The following is a 20,141-nucleotide window of genomic DNA, read 5'->3' on the forward strand; positions in this document are numbered from 1 at the left end:
TGGACGGGACGGATGGCGCATTCCCGCCGTCGCGGCCGTCGCGCGCCGTGGACCGGACGGCCACCGGTGTCCGAAGAGGACGGTCAGCGGGCGAAGGCGGTGAGGAACCGGTCGCGGAAGGAGTCCATTTTCCAGACCGGCGCCTGCGCGCCGGGGTGCAACCCGTCCTGCCAGCCCCAGCCGGCGATGCGGTCGAGGACCTTCGGGTCCCTGGCCACGATGGTGATCGGCACGTCGTGGACCGCGCCCTGCGGGGTGACCACCGGCGGCTGGTGGTCACCGAGGAACACCAGCACCAGGTCGTCGCCGCCGTAGTGCCGGACGAACGAGATCACCGTCTTCAGCGAGTAGTCGGTCGCGTCGCGGTAGGCGTCGCGGATCTTCGCCGGGTCCTTCCAGACCGATTCCGGCGCTTCGCCCGCCGCGGGCTGCGGGTTGAAGACCGAGCCGTCGCCGACCTGGTTCCAGTCGACCAGCCACGGCCGCGGCGACCACGGTGCGTGGCTGGAGACGAGGTCGACCTCGGCCATCACCGGCCGCTGCGGCGACGCCTTCGCCAGCTCCGTGCGCTGCAGCATCGAGAGCGAAAACTGGTCGGGCATGGTGGCGTAGGCGAAGCCCGGCCCGTGGTACCCGACGGAACGGGCGTCGTAGTAGGCGTCCGGGTGGTAGAACTTCTGCCCCTCCGGCCAGTCCTTGGTGTGCGCGGGCACGTCCCAGACCGTCCGCCAGCCCGCCCGCTGGAACGCCCCGCCGAGGGTCAGCCGGTCGCCGGCGAGCAGGTCGTTGTACCGCTGCTGGTTGTCGATCCACATCCCCGACTGCACGGTCGAGTGCGCCAGCCAGCTGCCGCCGCCGAACGTCGAGGAGGACAGGAACGCGCTCTTCGCGCCGATGCCGGCCGCGCGCAGCTCGGCCGTGCCCGCGTCGAGCGTCGGGCCGATCTTCGCCGCGATGGCCGGGTCGTCGAGCGCGATCCGCCCGTAGCTCTCCACGAAGGTCAGCACGACGTTCTTGCCGCGCAGCCCGTTCAGCAGCCGGTCGCCCGGGGTGGCCCGGAACGCGTCCTCGGCGGCCACCTCCTCGAACGGCCGCTGGTCGCGCAGGTCGGCACTCACCTGGCGCAGGTCGCCGTAGGCCAGCGCGGCGGCGCTCTGCGCGGCGACCGGCTGCCCCGGCGCGATCTCGACGCCGAACACCGAGGCGACGATCCAGACCACCGCGAGCACGGCCACCACCCGCGTCGCGCCCGTCCGCCGTCCGGCGGCGACCCGGCTCAGCCGCAGCATCGCCAGCACCATGAGCACCACGACGGCGATCGCGAGCAGGCCGGCGCCGGCCAGCACGGCGATCGTGGCCGCGTTGCCGATCTGGCCGGCCAGGAACTCGACGCCGGCGTGGAAGAAGCTCCAGTCGTAGATCGGGTCGAACGGCTTCTCCAGCGTGGCGTAGAACCCGGTGTCGAGGACCTTCATCAGGGTGAGCAGCCCGAGGCCCAGCCCCACGAGCACGGCGGCGACGCGGCGGGCCCGCGGCGGCAGGACCAGCAGGAACGCGCCGATGACGAGCCCCTCGACCGGCACGCGCACCAGCCCCGCGGCGGAGAACGAACCGAGGTCGTCCGGGGAGAGGAGCCCGAACAGCACGAGCAGCGCGGCCAGCGCGGTGAGGACCCGGCTCGCGACGACGTGGCGCCGCCGTCCCGGCCGGGGCAGCCCGAAGTCGGGCAGGGCCACCCCCGGGACCGGGGTGCGGCGGCGGGCGCGCCGCGCCGGCGGCAGACCGATGTTTCCGACCATGGCGAGCCTCACGTCGTGGTACAGGTGGTGACCGCCTGCCCGTGCGGCCGGGCGGCGATCGTCACCCCGGTATACGGGCCACGGCGGCGCGTGGTTCACGCGCCGCCGGGTACATCACGCCGCCGGGGGCCAGAGGTACTCCTTTTCCGGGACGATCCGGACGATCAGCCGCTCGGCGTCCGGTTCCGGTGGCGGCGTCACCCCGCCCATGTACCGCGCGTACATTTCGTGCAGCAGCACCTTGTCCGGATCCGGGGTGAGCTCGACCCGCCCCCGGATCTCGACGTACCGGCCGGGGTTGCCCGCCACCAGCAGGCTGACCCGCGAGTCGCGCCGCATGTTGCGGGTCTTCAGCCTGCCCTCGATGGTGCTGAACACGACGCTGTCGCCGTCTCGCTTGACGAAGATCACCGACGACTGCGGCCGTCCGTCGGCGTTCGAGGTGGCCAGCACGGCCGTGTGGGGCCCGTCGAGGACTTCGCGGGCGGCTTCGGTCAGGGACAGGGTCATCGGGGATTCCTTTCGAGTGCGGTGGAAAGCCATTGCCGGAAGGTCAGCAGGCCGGGGTGCAGTTCGCGCACACGCGGAGTCGCGAGCGCACGGGTTCGCCGAGGACCCCGGCGAACCCGGCCGCGAGGTCCCGGCCGGTGAGGTTCTCGCCGGTGACGCTCACCGTCTCCCCCACCAGGTCCGGACGGCGCAGGATCACGTGGGCACAGCGGCCGATGTCCGCCACGGCGATGCCGGGCAGCCGCGCGGACCCCAGCGGCAACGCCAGGCGGAGAACGCCGTCCTCGCCGCGGCTCGGACCGCCGCCGTCGAGGAGGTTCTCCCAGTAGAACGCCGTGCGCAGGAACGTCGACGGCACGGCCCGGAACTCCGCGTCGGCCGCGCCCTTGGCGTCGTAGTGCGGGACGCGGTAGGCCCTGCCGCCCGGTGGCGCCGACCACGGCGACCACCCGGGTTTCTCCGTCGACAGTGCTCATGCCCGTACCGACCGGGCCCGCGCCGCAAAGGAATCGCCGGTACCCGCGCCCGGCCGCCGCAAACCCCCGTGCACCGTCTTTCACCCGCGAAAACGCCGGAATCCCCATACCAGGGGACGGAGCGTTGCGGGCCGGGGCCGCCGGTGTTCTCCTCGGGGAGTCCGAAGATCGGATTCCGCAACGGAGGCCAGCGATGAATTTGTTCGACAAGGCCAAGGAAGCGCTCGGGAAGCACCCGGACCAGGCCGACCAGGGCGTCGACAAGGCCGCCGAGGCCGCCAAGCAGCGCTTCGGCCAGCACGCCGACAAGATCGACCAGGGCTCGGACAAGGCGAAGGACTTCCTGCGCAAGCAGGGCGGCGGGCAGCAGGAGGCACCCCCGCAGTGAGCCCGGCCCGGTGCTCGCCCAGCCGTCGGGGGGAAGCACGCTTCGCCGCCCCCGCGGCTGGGTACCACCGGGTCCGTGGTCGCCACCTACCTCGTCCCCGTCCGGACCGCCCTGCTCCTCTTCCCGCTCGTCGCGCTGGCCGTGATGCTGCCGGCCGCCTTCGTCAGCTACCGCCGGCGCGGTCGCGCCGGCGGGTGGCCGACGTTCGTCTTCTACGCGTTCCTGTTCTACCTGCTGGCGATCGCCATGCAGACGGTCCTGCCCCTGCCGGCCGACCCGGCGTACTGCGCGGGCCACACGTACGCGAGTTCTCCGCAGCTGCGGCCGTTCTACTTCGTCGAAGTGGTCTCGCAGCGGGCCCGCGGCCACTGGAGCCCCGGTGCGGTGCTGCGCAACCCGGCGGTCTGGACCACCGCGCTCAACGTCGTGATGCTGGCGCCGCTGGGCTTCTACGCCCGGTACGCCCGGCGGATGCGGCTGGTCCCGGCCACCTTGATCGGCTTCGGCGTGTCGTTGTTCTTCGAGCTGACGCAGCTGACCGGCCTGTGGTTCGTCTACCCGTGCCCGTACCGGCTCTTCAGCGTCGACGACCTGCTGCTCAACACCGCGGGCGTCGCGGCGGGCTGGCTGCTGGCCGGTCCGCTCGGGCGCCTGCTCCCGTCGGTCGAGCCCGAGCGCGACCGGCGCCGCTACGCCGCGAAGGTCACCTTCACCCGGCGGCTGTTCGCCCTGGTCACCGACCTGCTCGGGTTCGCCGCGCTGCTCGGGTTCCTCTTCGGCCTGCTGACCCTGTTCGGCGAGGACCTGCGCCACCGCGACACGCCGGTCGTCGTCCTCGCCCTCGTCTGGTTCGTGGTGCTGCCCGCCGTCACCGGGTCGACGCCCGGCAAGCGGGCGATGCTGCTGCGGGTGGCCCGCCGCGGCGGGCGGCGCGCCGGACCGGTCGCGCTGCTGGTCCGCAACGGCGTCCTGCTCTCGCCGCTGTGGCTCACCTGGCTGCTGCTGGACCTGGACCGCTGGGACCTGGCCGGCCACCCCGAGCAGCTGCTCCTGCCGGTCGCGCTGGCCGCGTCGGTGTTCGTCGTCGGCGTCTGGACGCCACTGGCGGTGCTGCTCGACAACGAACACCGGGCGCCCTACGAGCGGCTGACCCGCACCGTGAACGTCGCCGTCGTGCCGCCGTCGGCCGCGGAACCGGTGCCGGGACCCGCCCCGCGGGAGAAAGTCCTCAAAGGACGGTGACGGGGCACCGTGCTGCCCGGGGTCGACAGCGCTGGTAAATTCCGTCCGGAACGGGTTGAGCCGCCAGCCCGTGTCCCGCATCCCCGCCCTGGAGCTTTCGATGACCACCGATGCAGCGCGGCCACGGCAGCGGTACCCGGGTGACGGCGACGTCACACCCGTGGATCCCGCGCGCGAGGCGGTCGAAACTTCCCGGGGTGCGGCATGACGACCTCGGATCCCCGTGTCGCCGGGCCCGGTTCCGGGCATGAAGAAGGGGAGGGCTTCCCCGCCGGGGACGGCCCGGCGAAGGAGGCGGACGTGAAACTCCGATTTGCCCGGCACGAAATCGGTATCTCCCCCGAGCTGTCCGAGCTGGCCCGGGTCCGCCACTGGGTCCGGACGGTCCTGCGCGGGTTCCCGGCGCACGTCGTCGGCACGGCGGTCATGGTGGTGGACGAACTGACGTCGAACGCGCTGCGCCACGGCCGTGCGCCCTACCACGTCCGCCTGCTGCCCGGCGCCGCCAAGGTGCGGATCGAGGTCGACGACAGCGGGGGCGAGCCCGCCCGGCGCCGGACGCCGTCCGACCACGGCGGACGCGGGCTCCTGCTGGTGGAACGCTGCGCCGCGGCCTGGGGGCAGCTCCGCCGTCCCAGCGGCAAGACCCTGTGGGCGGAGCTGGCCACCGACCCGGATCCGGCCGGTGCCTGTGGCTGATCCGGCGCACAGCGCGCCCGCCGTCGCGATCGACGGCACCGGGGCCGGGCGGCCGTGGTGCTCGACCGTGCCGGGACGATCACGAGCTCGACGACGCCGCCTGCCTGCTGTTCCGGTCGGCAGTGCCGGCCGCCCGCCGCCCACGACACCGGTTCCGGCGAGGTCGTCCGCGGCGAGGCGGCGAGCGCGCGTTCGCCGCGCACCCGGTCCCGCACGGCGAGGCCGTGACCCGGTGGCTGGTCGGCGCGCGAGGCGCCGTACCGGCACGGCGGCGTACCTCACCGGCGAAGCGCCGGATTCCCGCGCCCGGCGCCGCCGCCACCTGGCGGTTGCCCGACCGGGCAATGATCTCTGCTCTCGGCCCTTCCCGGCCGTGTGTTCCGCTTGCTCGTCCCGGCTGGGATACCGGATTGACGGACTGAGGAGCGGGCGATGGACCACAGCGAGCGGCTACGGGTGCATCGGCACCATCTCGACGAGCACCCGGTCACCCGGCCGGCGGACCGGAGTCCTGATCTCCTCGTTCCGGAGCAGCTGCTCTTCGAGCTGCAGGCGCACGCCGGCAACCGGGCAGTCCAGCGTGTCGTCGCCGAAAGCCGGCCGCCGCACGCCCCCGTCGTGCAACGGACCACCGGGCTGGCCGCCGACGTCGGCGGCTTCGTCGGTGGCCTCGGCGACGTGTTCCGCGAGTGGTCGGCTCCCGGAGCCGGCCCCGGCACCCGCATCGCAGCACTCCGGTCCGCCATCAACACCCAGCTCGGCCTGCTGAACGTCCCGAAGATCGGCCTGTTCCCCGGGATGACCGGGACCGGCGGCAGCGTTTACGGCATGTTCAAGCCGGACTTCTGGATCATGGACATCTCGCCCGAACTGCTTCGGCTGCCCACGCTGGACGTGACCCAGCGCGCCAAACTCGCGGACACCGTGATCCACGAAAGCCGGCACGCCGAGCAGTTCTTCCGCGTGGCGAGGCTGCTCTGCGTCCAGGAACGCAAAGCCGGCTCGCGGAAGAAGAAGGGCGAAAGACGGGACGCCGCCACGATCGCCACCGCGGTGGCGGCCACCATCGGCATGGACTTGGCCGTGGTGGAGCTGGCCCGGCAACAGGGGGCCGAGCTCAGCCCCGAGGAAGCGGCCGAGGCGGACCGATGGTCCCAGTCCATTCCGTTCAACGCCTGGGTCCACGAGGACCTGAAGAAGAAATCCGCGGCCTGGAAGGAGAGCTGCAAGAAGCTCCAGAGGTTCCAGCAGGACCTCGCCGCGGCCCCGAAGCGGCCGGGCCTGCCGCACTTGCCGGTGCACGTCACGCACTTCCGGGAGCGGCTGTCGACCCTGAGGGAAGAGTTCAATTCGACGTTCGTGCGGTACGGCCAAGCTTACAAGGCCTACCAGCTGGGTCTGGCCTTCGAGGCCGACGCGTGGCAGACCGGCCAAGCCGCGTACGAGGCCGTGTCCGGGCGGAGCCCGGCGGACCTGGCCACGAAGCTCGCCGGCGTCCGGGCGCCCTGGGACGGCCTCTTGTCCGGGTGGCACGGACAACTCTTCACCCCGCCGCCCCGGCCCTACCGGGATCCGTCGACGATCCGGCAGGTGCAGACGGTCCAGCGCCACGCGATACCCCCCGAACTCGACCACCTGCCGGAGGGCGTCGAGCCGATCCCCTGACCGGCCTAGGCCGCCTGGCGGGCCAGCTTCGACGGCCACCAGATCCGCCGCCCGACGTCGACCGTCAGTGCCGGTACCAGCAGCGAGCGCACCAGCAGGGTGTCCAGCAGCACCCCGAACGCGACGATGAACGCGATCTGCGCCAGGAACAGGATCGGGATCACCGCCAGCGCCGAGAACGTCGCCGCCAGGACCACCCCGGCCGACGTGATCACCCCGCCCGTCAAGGACAACCCGCGCAACGTCCCCTCGCGCGTCCCCCGCGTCAACGCCTCTTCACGCACCCGGGTCATCAGGAAGATGTTGTAGTCGATCCCCAGCGCCACCAGGAAGACGAACCCGAACAGCGGCACCACCGGGTCCGCCCCCGGGAAACCGAGCACGTGGTTGAACACCAGTGCCGACACGCCCATCGTCGCCGCGAACGAGAGCACCACCGTCGCGATCAGCAGCAGCGGGGCCAGCAACGACCGCAACAGCAACGCCAGCACCAGGAAGATCACCAGCAACACGATGGGGATGATCAGCGCCCGGTCGCGCTTCGACGTCTCCTGCGTGTCCAGCTGGATCGCCGTCGGGCCGCCCACGTGCGCGTTCGCCGCCGGGACCGCGTGCACCGCGGCACGCAGGCGGGCCACCGTCGCGACCGCCGCCTCCGAGTCCGCCGGATCCGTCAGCACGGACAGGATCTGGACGCGGCCGCCGACGACCTTGGGGGCGCCGTCGGGGCCCGGCAACGGGAACGACTGCGCCACTCCGGCGGTTTTGGCCGCCTCCAGGACCGCCGGCAGCGCGCCGGCGTCGGCGATCGTGACCGCCGGCGCGCCGAGGCCGCCCGGGAAGTGCCTGCCGAGGACCTCCTGCCCCGTCCCGGATTCGACCTCGGTCAGGAACACGTCCGACTGCGCGGTCCCGGACGCCTTCAGCTGCGGCAGGAACGCGACGCCGATCCCGAGCACCAGCGCCGTCACCACCCAGACCGTGCGCGGGCGGCGGCCGACCAGGCGCGCCACCCGGCCCCAGCTGCCCGACGTCTCCGGGTGCGGCGAGCCCAGCGCCGGTTTGAACGGCCAGAACGCGCCGCGTCCGCACAGGGCCAGCGCGGCCGGCAGGAACGTGGTGGCCGCCAGCAGCGCGGCGCCGATGCCGATCGCCGCGACCGGGCCGAGGCCCTTGTTCGAGTTGAGGTCGCTGAACAGCAGGCACAGCACGCCGAGCACGACCGTGCCCGCCGACGCCGCGATCGGTTCGAGCGTCGCGCGCCAGGCGAGCTTGACCGCGTCGAACCGGCTCGGCGTGTCGCGCAGCTGCTCGCGGAACCGCGCGACCAGCAGCAGCGCGTAGTCGGTCGCCGCGCCGAAGACGAGGATCGAGAGGATGCCCTGGCTCTGGCCGTTGAGCGCGAGGACGTCGTGCTTGGCCAGCAGGTAGACGACGAGGCTGGCGAGCCCGAGGGCGAACACCGCCGACAGCAGTACCAGGACCGGCAGCAGCGGGCTGCGGTAGACCGCGACGAGGATCAGCGCGACCACGCCGCCCGCGACGAGCAGCAGGATGCCGTCGATGCCGCCGAACGCCTCGACCAGGTCGGCGATCTGCCCGGCCGGACCGGTGACGAGCACGGTGAGCCCGTCCGGCGCGCCGGCGAGGCGCGCCCGGACCTCCTTGACGACGTCGGCGGGGTTGCCGTCGGCGGCGATCGGCACGGCGAGCTGCGCGGCCTGGTCGTCCCGCGGTGCCCGCTCCGGCTTGCCCAGGGGGCCGGCCACCCCGGGCACGTCACCCAGTTCCCGCGCCTTGGCCTCGAGGAACCGCCGGTCTTCGGCGGTCAGGCCGCTCGTGCGCTCGGCGACGACGGTCGCGGGCAGCACCTGGCGCGTGCTGAACGCCTTCTGCTCGGCGGAGACCTCGGTGGCTTCGGCCGAGCGCGGCAGGAAGGCGGCGTTGTCGTTCTTCGCGACCTCGCCGAGCTTCCCGGCGAACGGCCCGCCGAACCCGCCCAGCCCGAGCCAGGCGATCACCAGGAGGGCCGGAACCAGCCAGCGGCGGCGGCGCGGGTTGTCGTTCATGGTCGCTAAGCTCCTTCCGAGCGTGAACACGCCAATTGTTCAGCAAGCTGAACATTCTGCACGACGACCCCGGACGATCCCCGAGTGACGGTGAGCACAGCGACGGTGAGCACAACCCCCGAACCCGACCTGAGCACGTGGCCGACCGGACGGCTGCTCGCCGCGGCCGCGCGCATGGTGGAACAACGCTGGGTGGCCGTGCTCGACGGCATGGGTCTCACCCACGCGGGCCTGATCGCGCTGCACACCCTGCGCGACGGGCCACTGCCCCAGCGGACGCTGGCCCGGCGCTGCCAGGTCACCGACCAGACGATGAGCCGCACGCTCGACCGGCTGGCCAAGGCCGGGTTCGTCGCCCGGGCCGCGGACCCCGCCGACGGCCGCCGCCAGCTGACGCGGCTGACCGCGCGCGGCCGGGCGGTGCACGACGAGGCCGTGCGCGCCGAGCCCGCGCTGCTCGGCGGCCTCGGCGACGACGACGCGTTCCGCGCGCGCCTGCTGGACCTGATCACCCGGATGTCCGCGCGCGATTGAGAGCGCGCCCGGCTGGGTAGCACTCCCTACATGTGGATCGCGGTGAGCACCCCAGTGGCCGTCCTGATCGCTACCGTCCTGATGGAGCGGTTCGAACGACGGTGCCGCCTGGTGCCCAGCCCCGACACCGAACGCGGTCCCGCCCGCAGCTGACGCTGTTCGCGTGAACCGTGTTCAACGAATTTCCGCGGTCCGCGCGGGCACGGCAAACCCGCTCACCGGCCGGGGTTCCGGTGAGCGGGCGCCGTGACAATGCCCGCCGGAATTCAGCAGGTCTTCCACGCGAAGTGGTAAATGGTGTCCACGCTCGCGTGTTCGGAGTCCATTTCGATGTAACTGGAACCGGGTGAAGAACCCGCGTCGGCCCGCAGTTCCGCATTGATGTTCAGGTTGCGGCTCTCCCCGCACGGTGCGAACACCAGCTCGGCCACGTCGGCGGTGTCGGTGGCCCGCCACACGCCGTGGAACGGGCCGGGGAAGGTGTGCCGCACCCGGGCGGTCGGCGCCGTCCCGGTGAAGTAGTAGTTGGCTTGCTGGAGCGCGCTCGCCCCGCTCTCGATGTGCGCGAAGCCGCGGTACTCGGCCTTGGCGACCGCGTAGGTGAACCCTTGCGGCACGTGGACGAGCACGTTGATCTGGCAGTTCCGCCTGGCTTCGAGCGCGGACGCGCCGCCGCCGGCCTTCGCGGTGAAGTTCGTGTAGTGCACCGTGAACGAGGTGTTGTCGGAGGCGACGTCGGCCGACGCGGTGGCCGTGCCCGCCGGGCAGCCGGAACCGTTGATCGTCTTGATGTCCAGCGTGATCTTTCCGGCCGGAGCCGAAGCCGCCGGTGAATCGACGGGGGCGACGAGAGCGGACAGAATCATTGCGCCTACGACCGACATACCGAGCATGATGCTCCTCCAAATGGGCCACGGTGCCTGGTGGTGATGATGATCGCGCGCGGAGAGGATCGTAGCGCGATCGCAACCTTTTCGACGGCCACTGAACGGAGTAACACGACAAGCCGGGCCGCGGGAAATCCATTTCCCGCCATTTCACCTTTCCCGGGGCGAAATATTCGGGGAATCGAAGGTCAAGACGTCCGGTCCGGACCACCGATGCGGAGGGACCGCGGCGGGGTGCAGCCGCCGAGCAGCGCTTCGGCGTCCAGCGTCGCCGCCCAGCTCGCCCGCTCCGCGAACCGCCGCGCCACCAGTGCGCCCGGGTCCTCGACCGGGTCCGCGCGGCCGGACAGGAACGCCCACTCGTGTTCGTCGGAACCGAAGTACAGCACCGACGGGAACACCTCGCGGAACCGCCGCCAGGACGCGCGCAGGGTTTCGTTGCGCCACAGCGTCGGGCAGCCCGCCTGGCAGGTCACCACCCCGCCCGGCGCCAGCAGGCGCGCGCAGCGGGCGAGGAAGTCCGTGCCGTACAAGCGGTTGTGCTGCGCGTCCGGATCGGTGTTCTCGTCCGGCAGGTCGATCACCACCACGTCGTAGGTCTCGCCACGGCTCTCGGCGCCCGCCAGGAAGGCCCAGCCGTCCGCATAGGACACCCGGATCGGGCCGTCCCCGTGCTCGGCCCGTGCCAGCTCCGCCGGGGTGTAGCCGTAGGGCAGGTGCTCGGCGCAGGCGCGGACGGCCTGGGCATCGATGTCGACGTGGTCGACCACCGAAGCGCCCGCGGCGACCGCCAGCTCGCTCGCGACCCCCTCGCTCGACCCGACGACGAGCACCCGCCGCACCCGCTCGGCCAGCAGCAGGGCGGGCACCATCAACGCCTCGTGGTACACCAGCTGGCTCGCCTCGGTGCTCTGGCGTTCGCCGTCGCAGAACAGCGAAACCCCTTGCGCGGTCGTCCCGATCAGCACCTCCTGGTACGGCGTGCGCTCGTGGAACCGCAGGTCACCGACTTCCCAGACGCGGGTGAGGCCGTCGCCGACCGGTTCGTGGATCAGGGGCATCAGCGTTCTCCCCGGTGGAGGACCGACAGGTGGACCGAAGCGGCGTGCAGCGACGTCGCCAGCAACCGCAGGGCGTGCTCGGGATCGGCGCGCTCCCCGCAGGTGAACACGTCGGCGAAGAGCGACCCGTGCTCCGGGTAGGTGTGGACGGAGGCGTGCGACTCGGCCAGCAACGCGATCACCGTGGCGCCCTGCGGCGCGAACCGCTGCGCCACGACGTCGAGGACCGTCGCGCCCGCCTCCGTCACCGCGGCCCGCAGCAGTTCCCCGAGACGCACCGGGTCGTCGAGCAGGCCCGGGTCGACGCCGTGCAGCTCGGCGAGCACGTGCCGCCCGGTGAACCGGCCCACGTCAGGCATCTCCCCACCGCCCGAGGCAGTAGGTGCGCAGGGGCTCGATCCCGTTGAACCCCACGGACGCGTAGCTCGCGGTGTAGGCCCCGGTGCCCGGCAGGTCGAGCCGGTCACCACAGCGCAACGACCGCGGCAGCCGGTACGGCGTCCGCTGGTAGAGGACGTCGTCGCCGTCGCAGGTGGGCCCGGCGAGCACCACCGGTCCGTCCGGGCCGTCGTGCGTGCCCACCGGTTCGAACCGGTAGGCGATGGCTTCGTTCTCGGCCTCGGCGAGCCCGTTGTAGCGGCCGATGTCGAGGTACACCCAGCGCCGCTCGTCCCGCTGCGCGACCAGCACGACCTCGGTCCGCAGCAGGCCGGCGTCCGCGACGAGCACCCGGCCGGGTTCGAGCAGCAGCTCGGGCCGCCCGGCCGGGAAGGAGGTGCGCAGCGCCGTCGCGATCGTCGAGGCGTACGCGGCCAGCGGCGGGACGGCGGTGCGGTGGGTGGTCGCGAAGCCGCCACCGAGGTTGAGCCGGGTCAGCTCGACACCGTGTGCCGCGGCTTCGCCGAACAGCTTCGCCGCCGTGGCGATGCCGATCTCCCAGGCGGTGACGTCGGGCTGCTGCGAGCCGACGTGGAAGGCGATGCCGGGCCGCAGGCCGAGTGCGGCCGCGCGCAGCACCAGGTCGAGGGCCTCGGCCGGGGCGCAGCCGAACTTCCGCCCGAACGGCGTCGCCGAGTCCGGCGCGTCGAGCACGATGCGGATCGACACGGCCGAGCCCGGCGCGTACCGGCCCAGGTGGTCGACGTCGGCGGGAGCGTCCGAGGTGAACTCCCGGACCCCGCGCTCGAACGCGAAGGCGATGTCCCGCGGCTTCTTGATCGGGTTGCCGTAGGCGATCTGCGCGGGGTCGGCACCGCGGCCGAGGCACGACTCCAGTTCGGCGGGCCCGGCGACGTCGAAGCCGATCCCGGACGCCACCAGCGCGTCGAGCACCGGCGGCGCCGGGTTGGCCTTGACCGCGTACCGGATCAGCGCGCCGGGGAACGCCGCGCCGAACTCCCGCGCCCGGGCCGCGACGACGTCGGTGTCGACGACCAGGCACGGCGTCGGCGGGTCGCGCTCCTCGAGGAAGCGGCGGATCCGGGTGAAGTCGGCGCACACGGGCGCCAGTGTCGCAAACCGGGGTCAGGCGAACCGCCACCGGTGGTCCGGCGTCCCGGGCGGGGCGGCGGCTCACGCCGTTCGGCTCGGCCGGTCCGAGGCCGGCCACACGTACGGCAGGTCCGGCGGTACCCCCGGGAACCGCGCGCCGTAGTGCTCCGGGTCCTTCCGCACCAGCGCCGACTGGTGGCTGCGGTGGAGCGCCCCGTCGCCCAGCCACGGCGGCACGTCCCCCGCCGCCGTGAGTTCGGCCTGGGTGCGGATCTCGGCGCTGCTCACCGATCGGGTGAACTCGTCCGTCAGCTTCACCGCGCACGTGTCCGCCGCGCCCAGCTCGCACCACACCGCGCAGACCTCGAGGCCGTAGCGCGTCAACGCCTCTTCGTACCCCGTCCACATCTTCGCCGCCGGGTGGTGGCGCCAGCCGTAGCCGGGGATCACGAGCGCGCGCAACACCTGGAGTGCCTCCACCCGCTGCTTGCCGAGGCGGCGGCGGTCGAGCGCGCGGGCGCTGGCGGTGAAGTCGGCGCACGGCAGGAACGTCTGCATCCCGGCCGGGTACCCGGCATCCGCCCGCCGATGCGGGAAGATCGGCCACGCGCACCGGCCTCGTCTTGGCCGGTGGTGCCGGCGCACCGCGCGCCCCTCGCGGCCCCGACCGGGAGATCGGGGCCGCGAAGGTGGTTACCGGGGGCCGCTGCGTCCACGGGTCGTGACGGCCGCTTCCGGTTCGACGCTCACCCGGGGCCGCAGGGGCCGGGCTTCGAGGCCCTCGACGTCGATCACCAGGAACCAGTGGGCGTTGGCCGGGATGTGGATCTTGAACATCGGTGCGGTGGCCACCCCGCCGTGCATCCGGTAGTACTGCCGGCGCCGGTAGGCCTGGAAGTTGACCGCGGTCAGCAGCCTGACGTTGGCCATCGCGTCCAGGCGGACGGTGACCACCGCGTCTCTTCGCACCTTCCCGAGGTCGAACACGCTCGCTTCCATTTCGTCCCTCTTCCACGCGTGGGTTTTTCGATTCGAGTTCGGCTGGTCGCGGGCAGCGCGGATCGCGCCGCGGAGCACACGACGGGCGGAAGATCGGAACGGGACTAGCCGGGCCCGGTGCCCGGTTCGCACGCCCGCCAGAGCGGGACGAAGTCGCCGTGCGCCCAGGGGGACGCCCGGAAGTGGTGCGGAACGTGGCCGCCGGTCAGGAAGGCGGGCGGCTGGCCGGAGCCGGTACCGGTGGCGACGTCGGAAGACGACACGGGCGCCGGCGTGGGTGCGGGTGCGGGTGCGCCGGGAGGCGCGGAGGCGGTCCCGGGAAGGTGGCCGCGGTGACGGCGGAGTTGCGCGCCGGAGTGGCGTTCCGGCGCGGCGGCACAGGCGCGGCCGGACGCGACCGGGGCTTTCTCGAAGACCGGGGTGCCGCCGGGCCGGGCGGATGGCGGTACGGGTGCCGCAGCCGGCATCACGACCCGGACGCCGGAGCCGGTCGCGGGCCGTTCGACGAGATCGGCCACCGGAACGACGACGGACGGTCCGGCACCGCCGCCGACGGGAGTGAGGAGGTCCCCGAGGACGGGAGCGGTGACCGGCTTGACGACGCCGGTCACGGCCCCGACGAGGCCGGCAACGGGCAGCGCGGCGACGATCGGCTCGACGAGCGTGCCGACGCTGCCGGTCAGCGGCGAGAGCAACGCCTCGGCGGCGCCGGAAACGGGAGCGGTCGCCTTCACCACGGGCGCTACAACGGCGGAGGCGGCCTCGCCCACCGGCGACACCACAGCCCCCACGGCCCGCCCCAGCGGCTCGGCCGACCGCACGACCCCAGCCACCGGCACCACAACCGCAGCCGCGCCCGTGGCCACAGGCGAAACCGCCGCCCCCACAGCCCGCCCCACCGGCTCGACCGAACCCACAACCCCAGCCACACCCGAGGCCGCAGGCGAGCCGGCCGCCGCGGTTGCGCCCGCTGCCGCCACGCCCGGACCCATGACCGCAGCGGCGGCACGCGAAACCGGCGGCCGAACCGCGTGCGCGGCTCCAGCCGCGTCCGATCGCGGTGTCTGCGTGGCGCCCCGCGGTGGCTCGGCCGCCGGCCGGGCCGTGCTCTTCGGCGGCTGGGCCACCGCTGCCGGTACCAGGGCGCCGACCACCGTCCCGATCGGATCGTCGCCCGGTGCCGCTGCCGCTTCGGCGGTGCCGGACGTCAGCCAGGTCGCCAGCCACAGACCCGCCACGGCACCCGCCAGCGCCAGCAGCCGGCGCGCGGCGATGGACGCGCCGCCCACCTCGCGAGCCCGGGTCACGTCGGCGAACCTCCACGGTGAGAGCTGGCCTGGACGTACCCTCCAACGCCGCAGGCCACACCCCTGCTACGGGCCGTCCGACGCTTCCACTCGGTCGGCCTAGTGCATAGGTCTCAGCAAGCCTGACTTGAGACTCCAGTCGGGTGAGATCGATGGACCAGGTGTCCGCTTGGGGATACGTCCGCCGAAGTCAGGCTTCCTGCGCCCGCCGCTGCCCCGAGAGGGCACCCAGGGCCGTGACGCCGTGCTGCAGCCCCTCGCGGAACGTCGCGCGCTGGCCCGGGCTCAGGTCGGCCAGGAGCGCGTTCTCCAGCTCCGCGACCGCCGGCGCGCACCCGGCGAGCAGCTCGCGTCCGGCGTCGGTGAGGCCGGCCAGCAGGACCCGCTTGTTGCCCGCCTTCGGGGTCCGCGCGATCAGGCCGCGCTTCTCCAGCGTCAGCACCATTTCGTGCATGGTCTGCGGACGCAGGAACGACCGGCGCGCCAGCTGCGCCGACGACAGCGCGCCGCTGGCCTCGAGCACGCTCAGCGCCGTGTACTGCAGGGTGGTCAGCCCGAGCGGCCGCAGGGCGTCGTCGAGCAGTGCCCTGATCACCAGCTCGAGCCGTTTGACCAGGTAAAGGGTCAACGGCGCGCCGGCGGGCTGCTCCTGGGCCGAGGTGCTCACGGCGCCCATCATGGCACGCGCCCGCCGCTATGCTCCGATCATGGACCTCGGCCGGCAGACCCGCGTGCGGCAGGCGTTCGACACCCTCTTCGGGGCTCCGGAACCGCCGCCGGAAAACCACGTCCTCAAGCTCTTCCACCGCACCGCGGAATCCGTGCCCGCGTACCGGAAGTTCCTGCGAGAACACGGCATCGAACCGCAGGCCATCGCCACGATGGCCGATTTCCGCACGCTGCCGCTGACCGGCAAGGCCGGCTACCACCGGAAGTATCCGCTGCCCGAGCTGTGCCGGGACGGCACGTTCGACGGGCTCGACATGATCGCCGTCTCCTCGGGCTCCAGTGGCCGCCCGGCGATCTGGCCGCGCGCGCTCGAAGACGAACTGCACGTCGCCCGCCGGTTCGAAACCGTACTGGCCGGCGCCTTCGGCGCCGATCGGCGCAGCACGCTGGCCGTCGTCTGCTTCCCGCTCGGCACCTGGGTCGGCGGCCTGTTCACCACGGCGTGCGTGCGCCACCTCGCCGCCAAGGGCTGCCCGATCACCGTGGTCGCGCCCGGCAACAACAAGGCGGAGATCCTGCGGGTGCTGCCCGAGCTCGCGCCGCACTTCGACCAGGTGGTGCTGCTGGGTTACCCGCCGTTCGTCAAGGACGTCGTCGACACCGGCCTGGCCGAGGGCGTCGACTGGCCCGCGTACGCGATCAAGCTCGTGCTGGCGGGCGAAGTGTTCAGCGAGCAGTGGCGCGAGCTGGTGGCCGGGCGGGCCGGGATCGCCGACCCGGTCCGCGACATCGCGTCGCTGTACGGCACGGCCGACGCCGGCGTGCTCGGCACCGAGACCCCGGTGTCGGCGGGCATCCGCCGGTTCTTCGCCGGCCGCCCGGAGCTGGCCCGCGAGGTCTTCGGCGACGCGCGGCTGCCGACGCTGGTGCAGTACGACCCGGCGAGCCGCTTCTTCGAGGTGCACGACGGCACGCTGGTCTTCACGGCCGACGGCGGCATCCCGCTGATCCGCTACCACATCGCCGACGAGGGCGGGCTCCTGCCGCACGCCGAGCTGCTGGCCCACTGCGCCCGGCACGGCTTCACGCCGCCACCGGGTCCCGAGCTGCCGTTCGTGTACGTGTTCGGCCGGTCGCTGTTCACGGTGTCGTTCTTCGGCGCGAACGTCTACCCGGAGAACGTGACCGTCGGCTTGGAGCAGCCGGGCATCAGCGACACGGTGACCGGCAAGTTCGTCATCGAGCCGGTCGAGGACGCCGACCGCGACCGGCGGCTGCGCATCACGGTCGAGACGGCACCGGGCGCCACCGCCGACGCCGGCCGGATCGCGGCGGCCGTGCGCACCCAGCTGGTGCGGCTGAACAGCGAATTCGCCCACTACGTCCCGGCGGAGCGGCAGCTGCCGGACGTCGTCCTGCGCCCGGCGGGCGATCCCGAGTACTTCCCGGCCGGGGTCAAGCACCGCTACACGCGGCAGGCCTAGGGACGGGCGAGTTTGCGGAACCGTTCGCGGCGTTCCTCGGCCGACGAGCCGTCGGCGATGTCGTCGTCGAACCACGAACACAGCGCCGCCCACAGGTCCGCGCGGGCGGCGAAGTCGTCCGCGGTCACCGGGGTCTGCTCGAGCTCCGCGACGTCGGCCACCAGGTGGTCCAGGCGGCGGTCGCAGAGGCGGACGTACTCGCGGACGACGATGTTCGCGTCGAGGCCCGTCTTCGCGCGCGGGCCCGCGGCCCCGCGCAGCTGGGCGTGCAGGCTTTCCTCGCAGTAGCGCGGGAAACCGGAGATCGAACCCGGGTAGCCGCACTCGGCCGCCCACTCGCGGAACGCGCAGATCGCCTGGTAGCGCGTGTACCAGTCCTGCTTCCCGGCCGCCAGGCTCGCCAGCTTCCGCCAGGCGTCGCGGTCGGCCGAACGCCAGCGGTCGAGGGTGCGGCCGTCCGGGCCCGGGCCCTCGTCGAGGGCGCGGACACGCCAGAAGTGCGCCCGGCAGCCCGCGATCTCGGCGACCAGCAGGCGGACGTAGCCGACCTGCTCCCAGACGTGGGCGCGCTGCGGGCGCAGCGGCGCCGCGCGGTCCGGCGAGAACGTCACCATCTCGAACACGCGGAACAGCTCGTGGCCCCGCAGGGCCGCGAGGTCGGGGTCCTCCCCCATCACCCAGGAACGCCGTTCCGGCAGCCGTCCGCTGTGGCTGATCGTCGCCGCGTGGTAGAGCTCGCGGACCGCGCGGCGGGCCACCTCGTCCCGCGCTTCGCCGAGCAGACGCGGGTTGCGTGCCCGGTCGCGCAGGTCGCGCTCGCCGCGGGGGCCGACTTCGAGCATCGCGACCGCGTACACGCTCGCCGCGTTGTAGCACTCCTCCCACGACCGGCGGGGCCCCGCGGCTTCGACGGTGTCGTCGAGGGCCTGCGGGTCCGGCGGCCAGCGCCGGCCCGGGCAGACGTCGGCCAGCCGGACGCGGCTGCCGGGGTAGGCGGGCTGGGGCTCGGGTACCGCGCCGGTGACCGGCTCGACGTCCGCCATCGCGCGCCGCAGCACCGACCAGACCAGGGACAGGTCGAGCGCCCGGTTCGTCAGCTGCTGCCAGCTGCGGCGCCAGCGCCGTCCGAACCGGCGGTAGTCCTCGATGAGCCGTTCGATCTCGTACTGCGAGAGCGCGCCGAAGTACGAGCGCATCTCCGCGGCGCGCTGGTTGTACTCGGCCAGCTGCGCCGGGGTCGCCTCCTTGACCACGAGCTCCTCGACCGCCACCTTCAGCACGCGCCGGTGCAGCTCGAGCCGCTTCTCCCGCGGGATCGCGTACGGGCGGGTCCGGACGTCGAGTTCGACGTACCGGCGGAACCGCAGCTCGATCGCCGCCCGCAGTTCGGCGCGGCGCTGGGCCCGCGCGTCGCCGGGAGCGCCCGCGGTGGTGCGCCGCACCCACCAGGACCCGGCCACGGAGTCGCCGTGGCCGAGGACGAGCGCGTGCCGGTAGCGGGCGATGAGCAGGGCGACCTCGCGGCCGCGGCCGGCGTGGCGGGGCTGGCGCGCGAAGTCGGCGCCGATCCACCAGCGGGCCAGCCGCGGGTGCCCCCGGCTGCAGAGGGTGATCACGTCGTCGTAGGTGGCGAGCGCGTCGAGGTGCAGATCGAGCTGTTCCTGCAGCGCGGCGATCTCGAGCCTGAGGTAGACGTTCGCCGGGTCGAGGCTGACCGCGCGGTAGTACTCGGCCAGTGCCTCGTCGTAGCGGCGGTAGGCGATGAAGTGGTTGGCGCGCTGGTAGGCGTCGAAGAGCTCGTACGGGATCTTCGCGCCGCGCCAGGCGGCCCAGTGGATGTTCGTGCGGACGTACGCGCTGCGCGGGATGACCAGCGCGGCCACCGCGTTCGCGGCGCGGTGCAGCACGCGCGACCAGTTCGCGTCCTCGATCACCAGCGGGCTCGCGGCGAAGCGCGGGACGCGGACGAGTTCCAGGATGAGCTGGTGGCGGCCGGGGGTGTTGCCGGGCCGGACGGTGCCGGTGACGGTGAACGCGGCCGGCGGCTGGGCGAGCCGGATCACCTTGGTGACGGCCTTCCACCAGCCCTCCGCGGAGTCGCCGGCGTGCTCGACGATCTGGAGGAAGTCGTACGAGCTGCCGGCGCCGGGGACCGGCGTCGGGGTGTAGAGGCGGGAGTCGTTGAGGAACCGCTTGAAGGTGGCGGTCAGCTCGACGGCGGAATCGATCTCGCGGTCGTGGCTGCCTTCGGGCCGTTCGTCGACGAACACCCGGATGTCGATCTGGTTGGCCCGGTAGGCGGCGGCTTCCAGCCTCGCCTTGCCGACGAAGTACAGCGTCAGGACGGCGGAGACGAGCACCACGGACGTCTGCAGCACGGTCCAGGTGATCACCGTGGCGACCTTCGGATCCCGCACGAACGTCCAGGCCTGGAAGAACGGCAGGTAGGGCACGACGGCGAAGCCGGCCGCGACGAGCCCGGCCGCCACCGCCGCCAGCCACCACCGGACCCGGTGGGCCGCGGGCAGTTCGGCTTGGTCGAAGCCCCCGAATCGGCGCGCGTGCACCGTCGATCACCCCCTCGTGTCAGATTACTCGCGGAGGGGGTGCGTTGCGTTACGGCCCGTTAGCCGAGTTCGGCGATGACCTGGCCGGTACCCGGCTCGGGGACGCGCCGGCGGGTGTCCGTCCGTGACGCCGGTCGCCGACCGTCCACCGGTTCGCTCTCCATCCGGTTACGCCGATGGTCCGCCTAGTGCAGATGCACTATGCTGGAGGCTCACGGTTGAGCCGTCAGCCGCTGCCGGACGTTCCGCGCCCGGACCGGCAGGCTGCCCCCGTCAGTCATCCCCGTCCGTCCC

20 protein-coding genes are annotated in these 20,141 nt (G+C 72.9%); 6 read left to right on the plus strand and 14 right to left on the minus strand.

Translation table 11 applies throughout. The annotated features are described in order from the left end of the window. Positions 1-83: 83 nt before the first annotated feature. From ACLJQE_RS29570 to ACLJQE_RS29580, 3 genes are all read right to left on the minus strand, one after another. Positions 84-1,799, minus strand: coding sequence for a sulfatase (locus ACLJQE_RS29570; protein WP_410642737.1), 1,716 nt, complete (start codon positions 1,797-1,799; stop codon positions 84-86). Positions 1,800-1,913: 114 nt separating this feature from the next. Next, positions 1,914-2,309 (minus strand): PPOX class F420-dependent oxidoreductase, encoded by a 396-nt coding sequence (locus ACLJQE_RS29575; RefSeq protein WP_410642738.1) that lies wholly within the window; start codon positions 2,307-2,309, stop codon positions 1,914-1,916. 43 nt (positions 2,310-2,352) lie between these two features. After that, positions 2,353-2,778 (minus strand): NmrA family NAD(P)-binding protein, encoded by a 426-nt coding sequence (locus ACLJQE_RS29580; RefSeq protein WP_410642835.1) that lies wholly within the window; start codon positions 2,776-2,778, stop codon positions 2,353-2,355. Positions 2,779-2,978: 200 nt separating this feature from the next. Between ACLJQE_RS29580 and ACLJQE_RS29585 the strand changes: the two genes are divergently transcribed. The 3 genes from ACLJQE_RS29585 to ACLJQE_RS29595 all read left to right on the plus strand — a co-directional run bounded on the left by ACLJQE_RS29585 (position 2,979) and on the right by ACLJQE_RS29595 (position 5,114). Continuing rightward, positions 2,979-3,173, plus strand: a complete 195-nt coding sequence (locus ACLJQE_RS29585; RefSeq protein WP_410642739.1) for an antitoxin — start codon at positions 2,979-2,981, stop codon at positions 3,171-3,173. Positions 3,174-3,248: 75 nt separating this feature from the next. After that, positions 3,249-4,415 carry a VanZ family protein gene (locus ACLJQE_RS29590; protein ID WP_410642740.1) on the plus strand — a complete coding sequence of 389 codons (1,167 nt, stop codon included), beginning with the start codon at positions 3,249-3,251 and terminating at the stop codon, positions 4,413-4,415. 300 nt (positions 4,416-4,715) lie between these two features. Next, a complete protein-coding gene (locus ACLJQE_RS29595; RefSeq protein WP_410642741.1) occupies positions 4,716-5,114 on the plus strand; it encodes an ATP-binding protein in 399 nt (132 codons plus the stop codon). 450 nt (positions 5,115-5,564) lie between these two features. Here ACLJQE_RS29595 and ACLJQE_RS29600 read toward each other — a convergent pair whose 3' ends face one another. After that, positions 5,565-5,723 carry a hypothetical protein gene (locus ACLJQE_RS29600; RefSeq protein WP_410642742.1) on the minus strand — a complete coding sequence of 53 codons (159 nt, stop codon included), beginning with the start codon at positions 5,721-5,723 and terminating at the stop codon, positions 5,565-5,567. A 9-nt stretch (positions 5,724-5,732) separates the two neighbouring features. On the opposite strand from ACLJQE_RS29600, the gene ACLJQE_RS29605 reads away from it, so the two are divergent. Then, complete coding sequence (locus ACLJQE_RS29605; protein WP_410642743.1) at positions 5,733-6,779, plus strand: hypothetical protein; 1,047 nt, start codon at positions 5,733-5,735, stop codon at positions 6,777-6,779. Positions 6,780-6,784: 5 nt separating this feature from the next. Here ACLJQE_RS29605 and ACLJQE_RS29610 read toward each other — a convergent pair whose 3' ends face one another. Continuing rightward, the gene (locus ACLJQE_RS29610) at positions 6,785-8,848 is read right to left on the minus strand and encodes an MMPL family transporter (protein ID WP_410642744.1); all 2,064 of its coding nucleotides are present in this window, start codon (positions 8,846-8,848) and stop codon (positions 6,785-6,787) included. 84 nt (positions 8,849-8,932) lie between these two features. On the opposite strand from ACLJQE_RS29610, the gene ACLJQE_RS29615 reads away from it, so the two are divergent. After that, positions 8,933-9,382: a MarR family winged helix-turn-helix transcriptional regulator gene (locus tag ACLJQE_RS29615; protein ID WP_410642745.1), complete on the plus strand. Its 450-nt coding sequence runs from the start codon at positions 8,933-8,935 to the stop codon at positions 9,380-9,382. 266 nt (positions 9,383-9,648) lie between these two features. On the opposite strand, the gene ACLJQE_RS29620 is transcribed toward ACLJQE_RS29615, so the two are convergent. The 8 genes from ACLJQE_RS29620 to ACLJQE_RS29655 form a co-directional block, all read right to left on the minus strand. Then, positions 9,649-10,275, minus strand: a complete 627-nt coding sequence (locus ACLJQE_RS29620) for a DUF4360 domain-containing protein (RefSeq protein ID WP_410642746.1) — start codon at positions 10,273-10,275, stop codon at positions 9,649-9,651. Positions 10,276-10,457: 182 nt separating this feature from the next. After that, positions 10,458-11,330, minus strand: a complete 873-nt coding sequence (locus tag ACLJQE_RS29625) for a spermidine synthase (protein ID WP_410642747.1) — start codon at positions 11,328-11,330, stop codon at positions 10,458-10,460. Continuing rightward, positions 11,330-11,689 (minus strand): adenosylmethionine decarboxylase, encoded by a 360-nt coding sequence (speD, locus tag ACLJQE_RS29630; protein WP_091311046.1) that lies wholly within the window; start codon positions 11,687-11,689, stop codon positions 11,330-11,332. The genes ACLJQE_RS29625 and speD overlap by 1 nt, the downstream gene beginning before the upstream one ends. After that, positions 11,682-12,830 carry a type III PLP-dependent enzyme gene (locus ACLJQE_RS29635; protein WP_410642748.1) on the minus strand — a complete coding sequence of 383 codons (1,149 nt, stop codon included), beginning with the start codon at positions 12,828-12,830 and terminating at the stop codon, positions 11,682-11,684. The genes speD and ACLJQE_RS29635 overlap by 8 nt, the downstream gene beginning before the upstream one ends. A gap of 72 nt (positions 12,831-12,902) precedes the next feature. Further along, positions 12,903-13,379 (minus strand): MSMEG_6728 family protein, encoded by a 477-nt coding sequence (locus ACLJQE_RS29640; protein ID WP_410642749.1) that lies wholly within the window; start codon positions 13,377-13,379, stop codon positions 12,903-12,905. Between the two features lie 135 nt (positions 13,380-13,514). Beyond that, the gene (locus tag ACLJQE_RS29645; RefSeq protein WP_410614937.1) at positions 13,515-13,820 is read right to left on the minus strand and encodes a DUF1883 domain-containing protein; all 306 of its coding nucleotides are present in this window, start codon (positions 13,818-13,820) and stop codon (positions 13,515-13,517) included. 104 nt (positions 13,821-13,924) lie between these two features. Beyond that, a complete protein-coding gene (locus ACLJQE_RS29650) occupies positions 13,925-15,127 on the minus strand; it encodes a hypothetical protein (protein WP_410642750.1) in 1,203 nt (400 codons plus the stop codon). A gap of 190 nt (positions 15,128-15,317) precedes the next feature. Then, positions 15,318-15,806, minus strand: a complete 489-nt coding sequence (locus ACLJQE_RS29655) for a MarR family winged helix-turn-helix transcriptional regulator (protein ID WP_410642751.1) — start codon at positions 15,804-15,806, stop codon at positions 15,318-15,320. Between the two features lie 28 nt (positions 15,807-15,834). Here ACLJQE_RS29655 and ACLJQE_RS29660 point away from each other — a divergent pair, with 28 nt between their 5' ends. Continuing rightward, on the plus strand, positions 15,835-17,280 hold the full coding sequence (locus tag ACLJQE_RS29660; protein WP_410642752.1) for a phenylacetate--CoA ligase family protein: 1,446 nt from the start codon (positions 15,835-15,837) through the stop codon (positions 17,278-17,280). Here the strand turns inward: ACLJQE_RS29660 and ACLJQE_RS29665 are convergent. Continuing rightward, a complete protein-coding gene (locus ACLJQE_RS29665) occupies positions 17,277-19,847 on the minus strand; it encodes a hypothetical protein (protein ID WP_410642753.1) in 2,571 nt (856 codons plus the stop codon). The two genes, ACLJQE_RS29660 and ACLJQE_RS29665, sit on opposite strands and share 4 nt — an antisense overlap. Positions 19,848-20,141: the final 294 nt, after the last annotated feature.

Source organism: Amycolatopsis sp. lyj-346 (assembly GCF_046548975.1).
In the GTDB taxonomy this organism is placed as follows: domain Bacteria; phylum Actinomycetota; class Actinomycetes; order Mycobacteriales; family Pseudonocardiaceae; genus Amycolatopsis.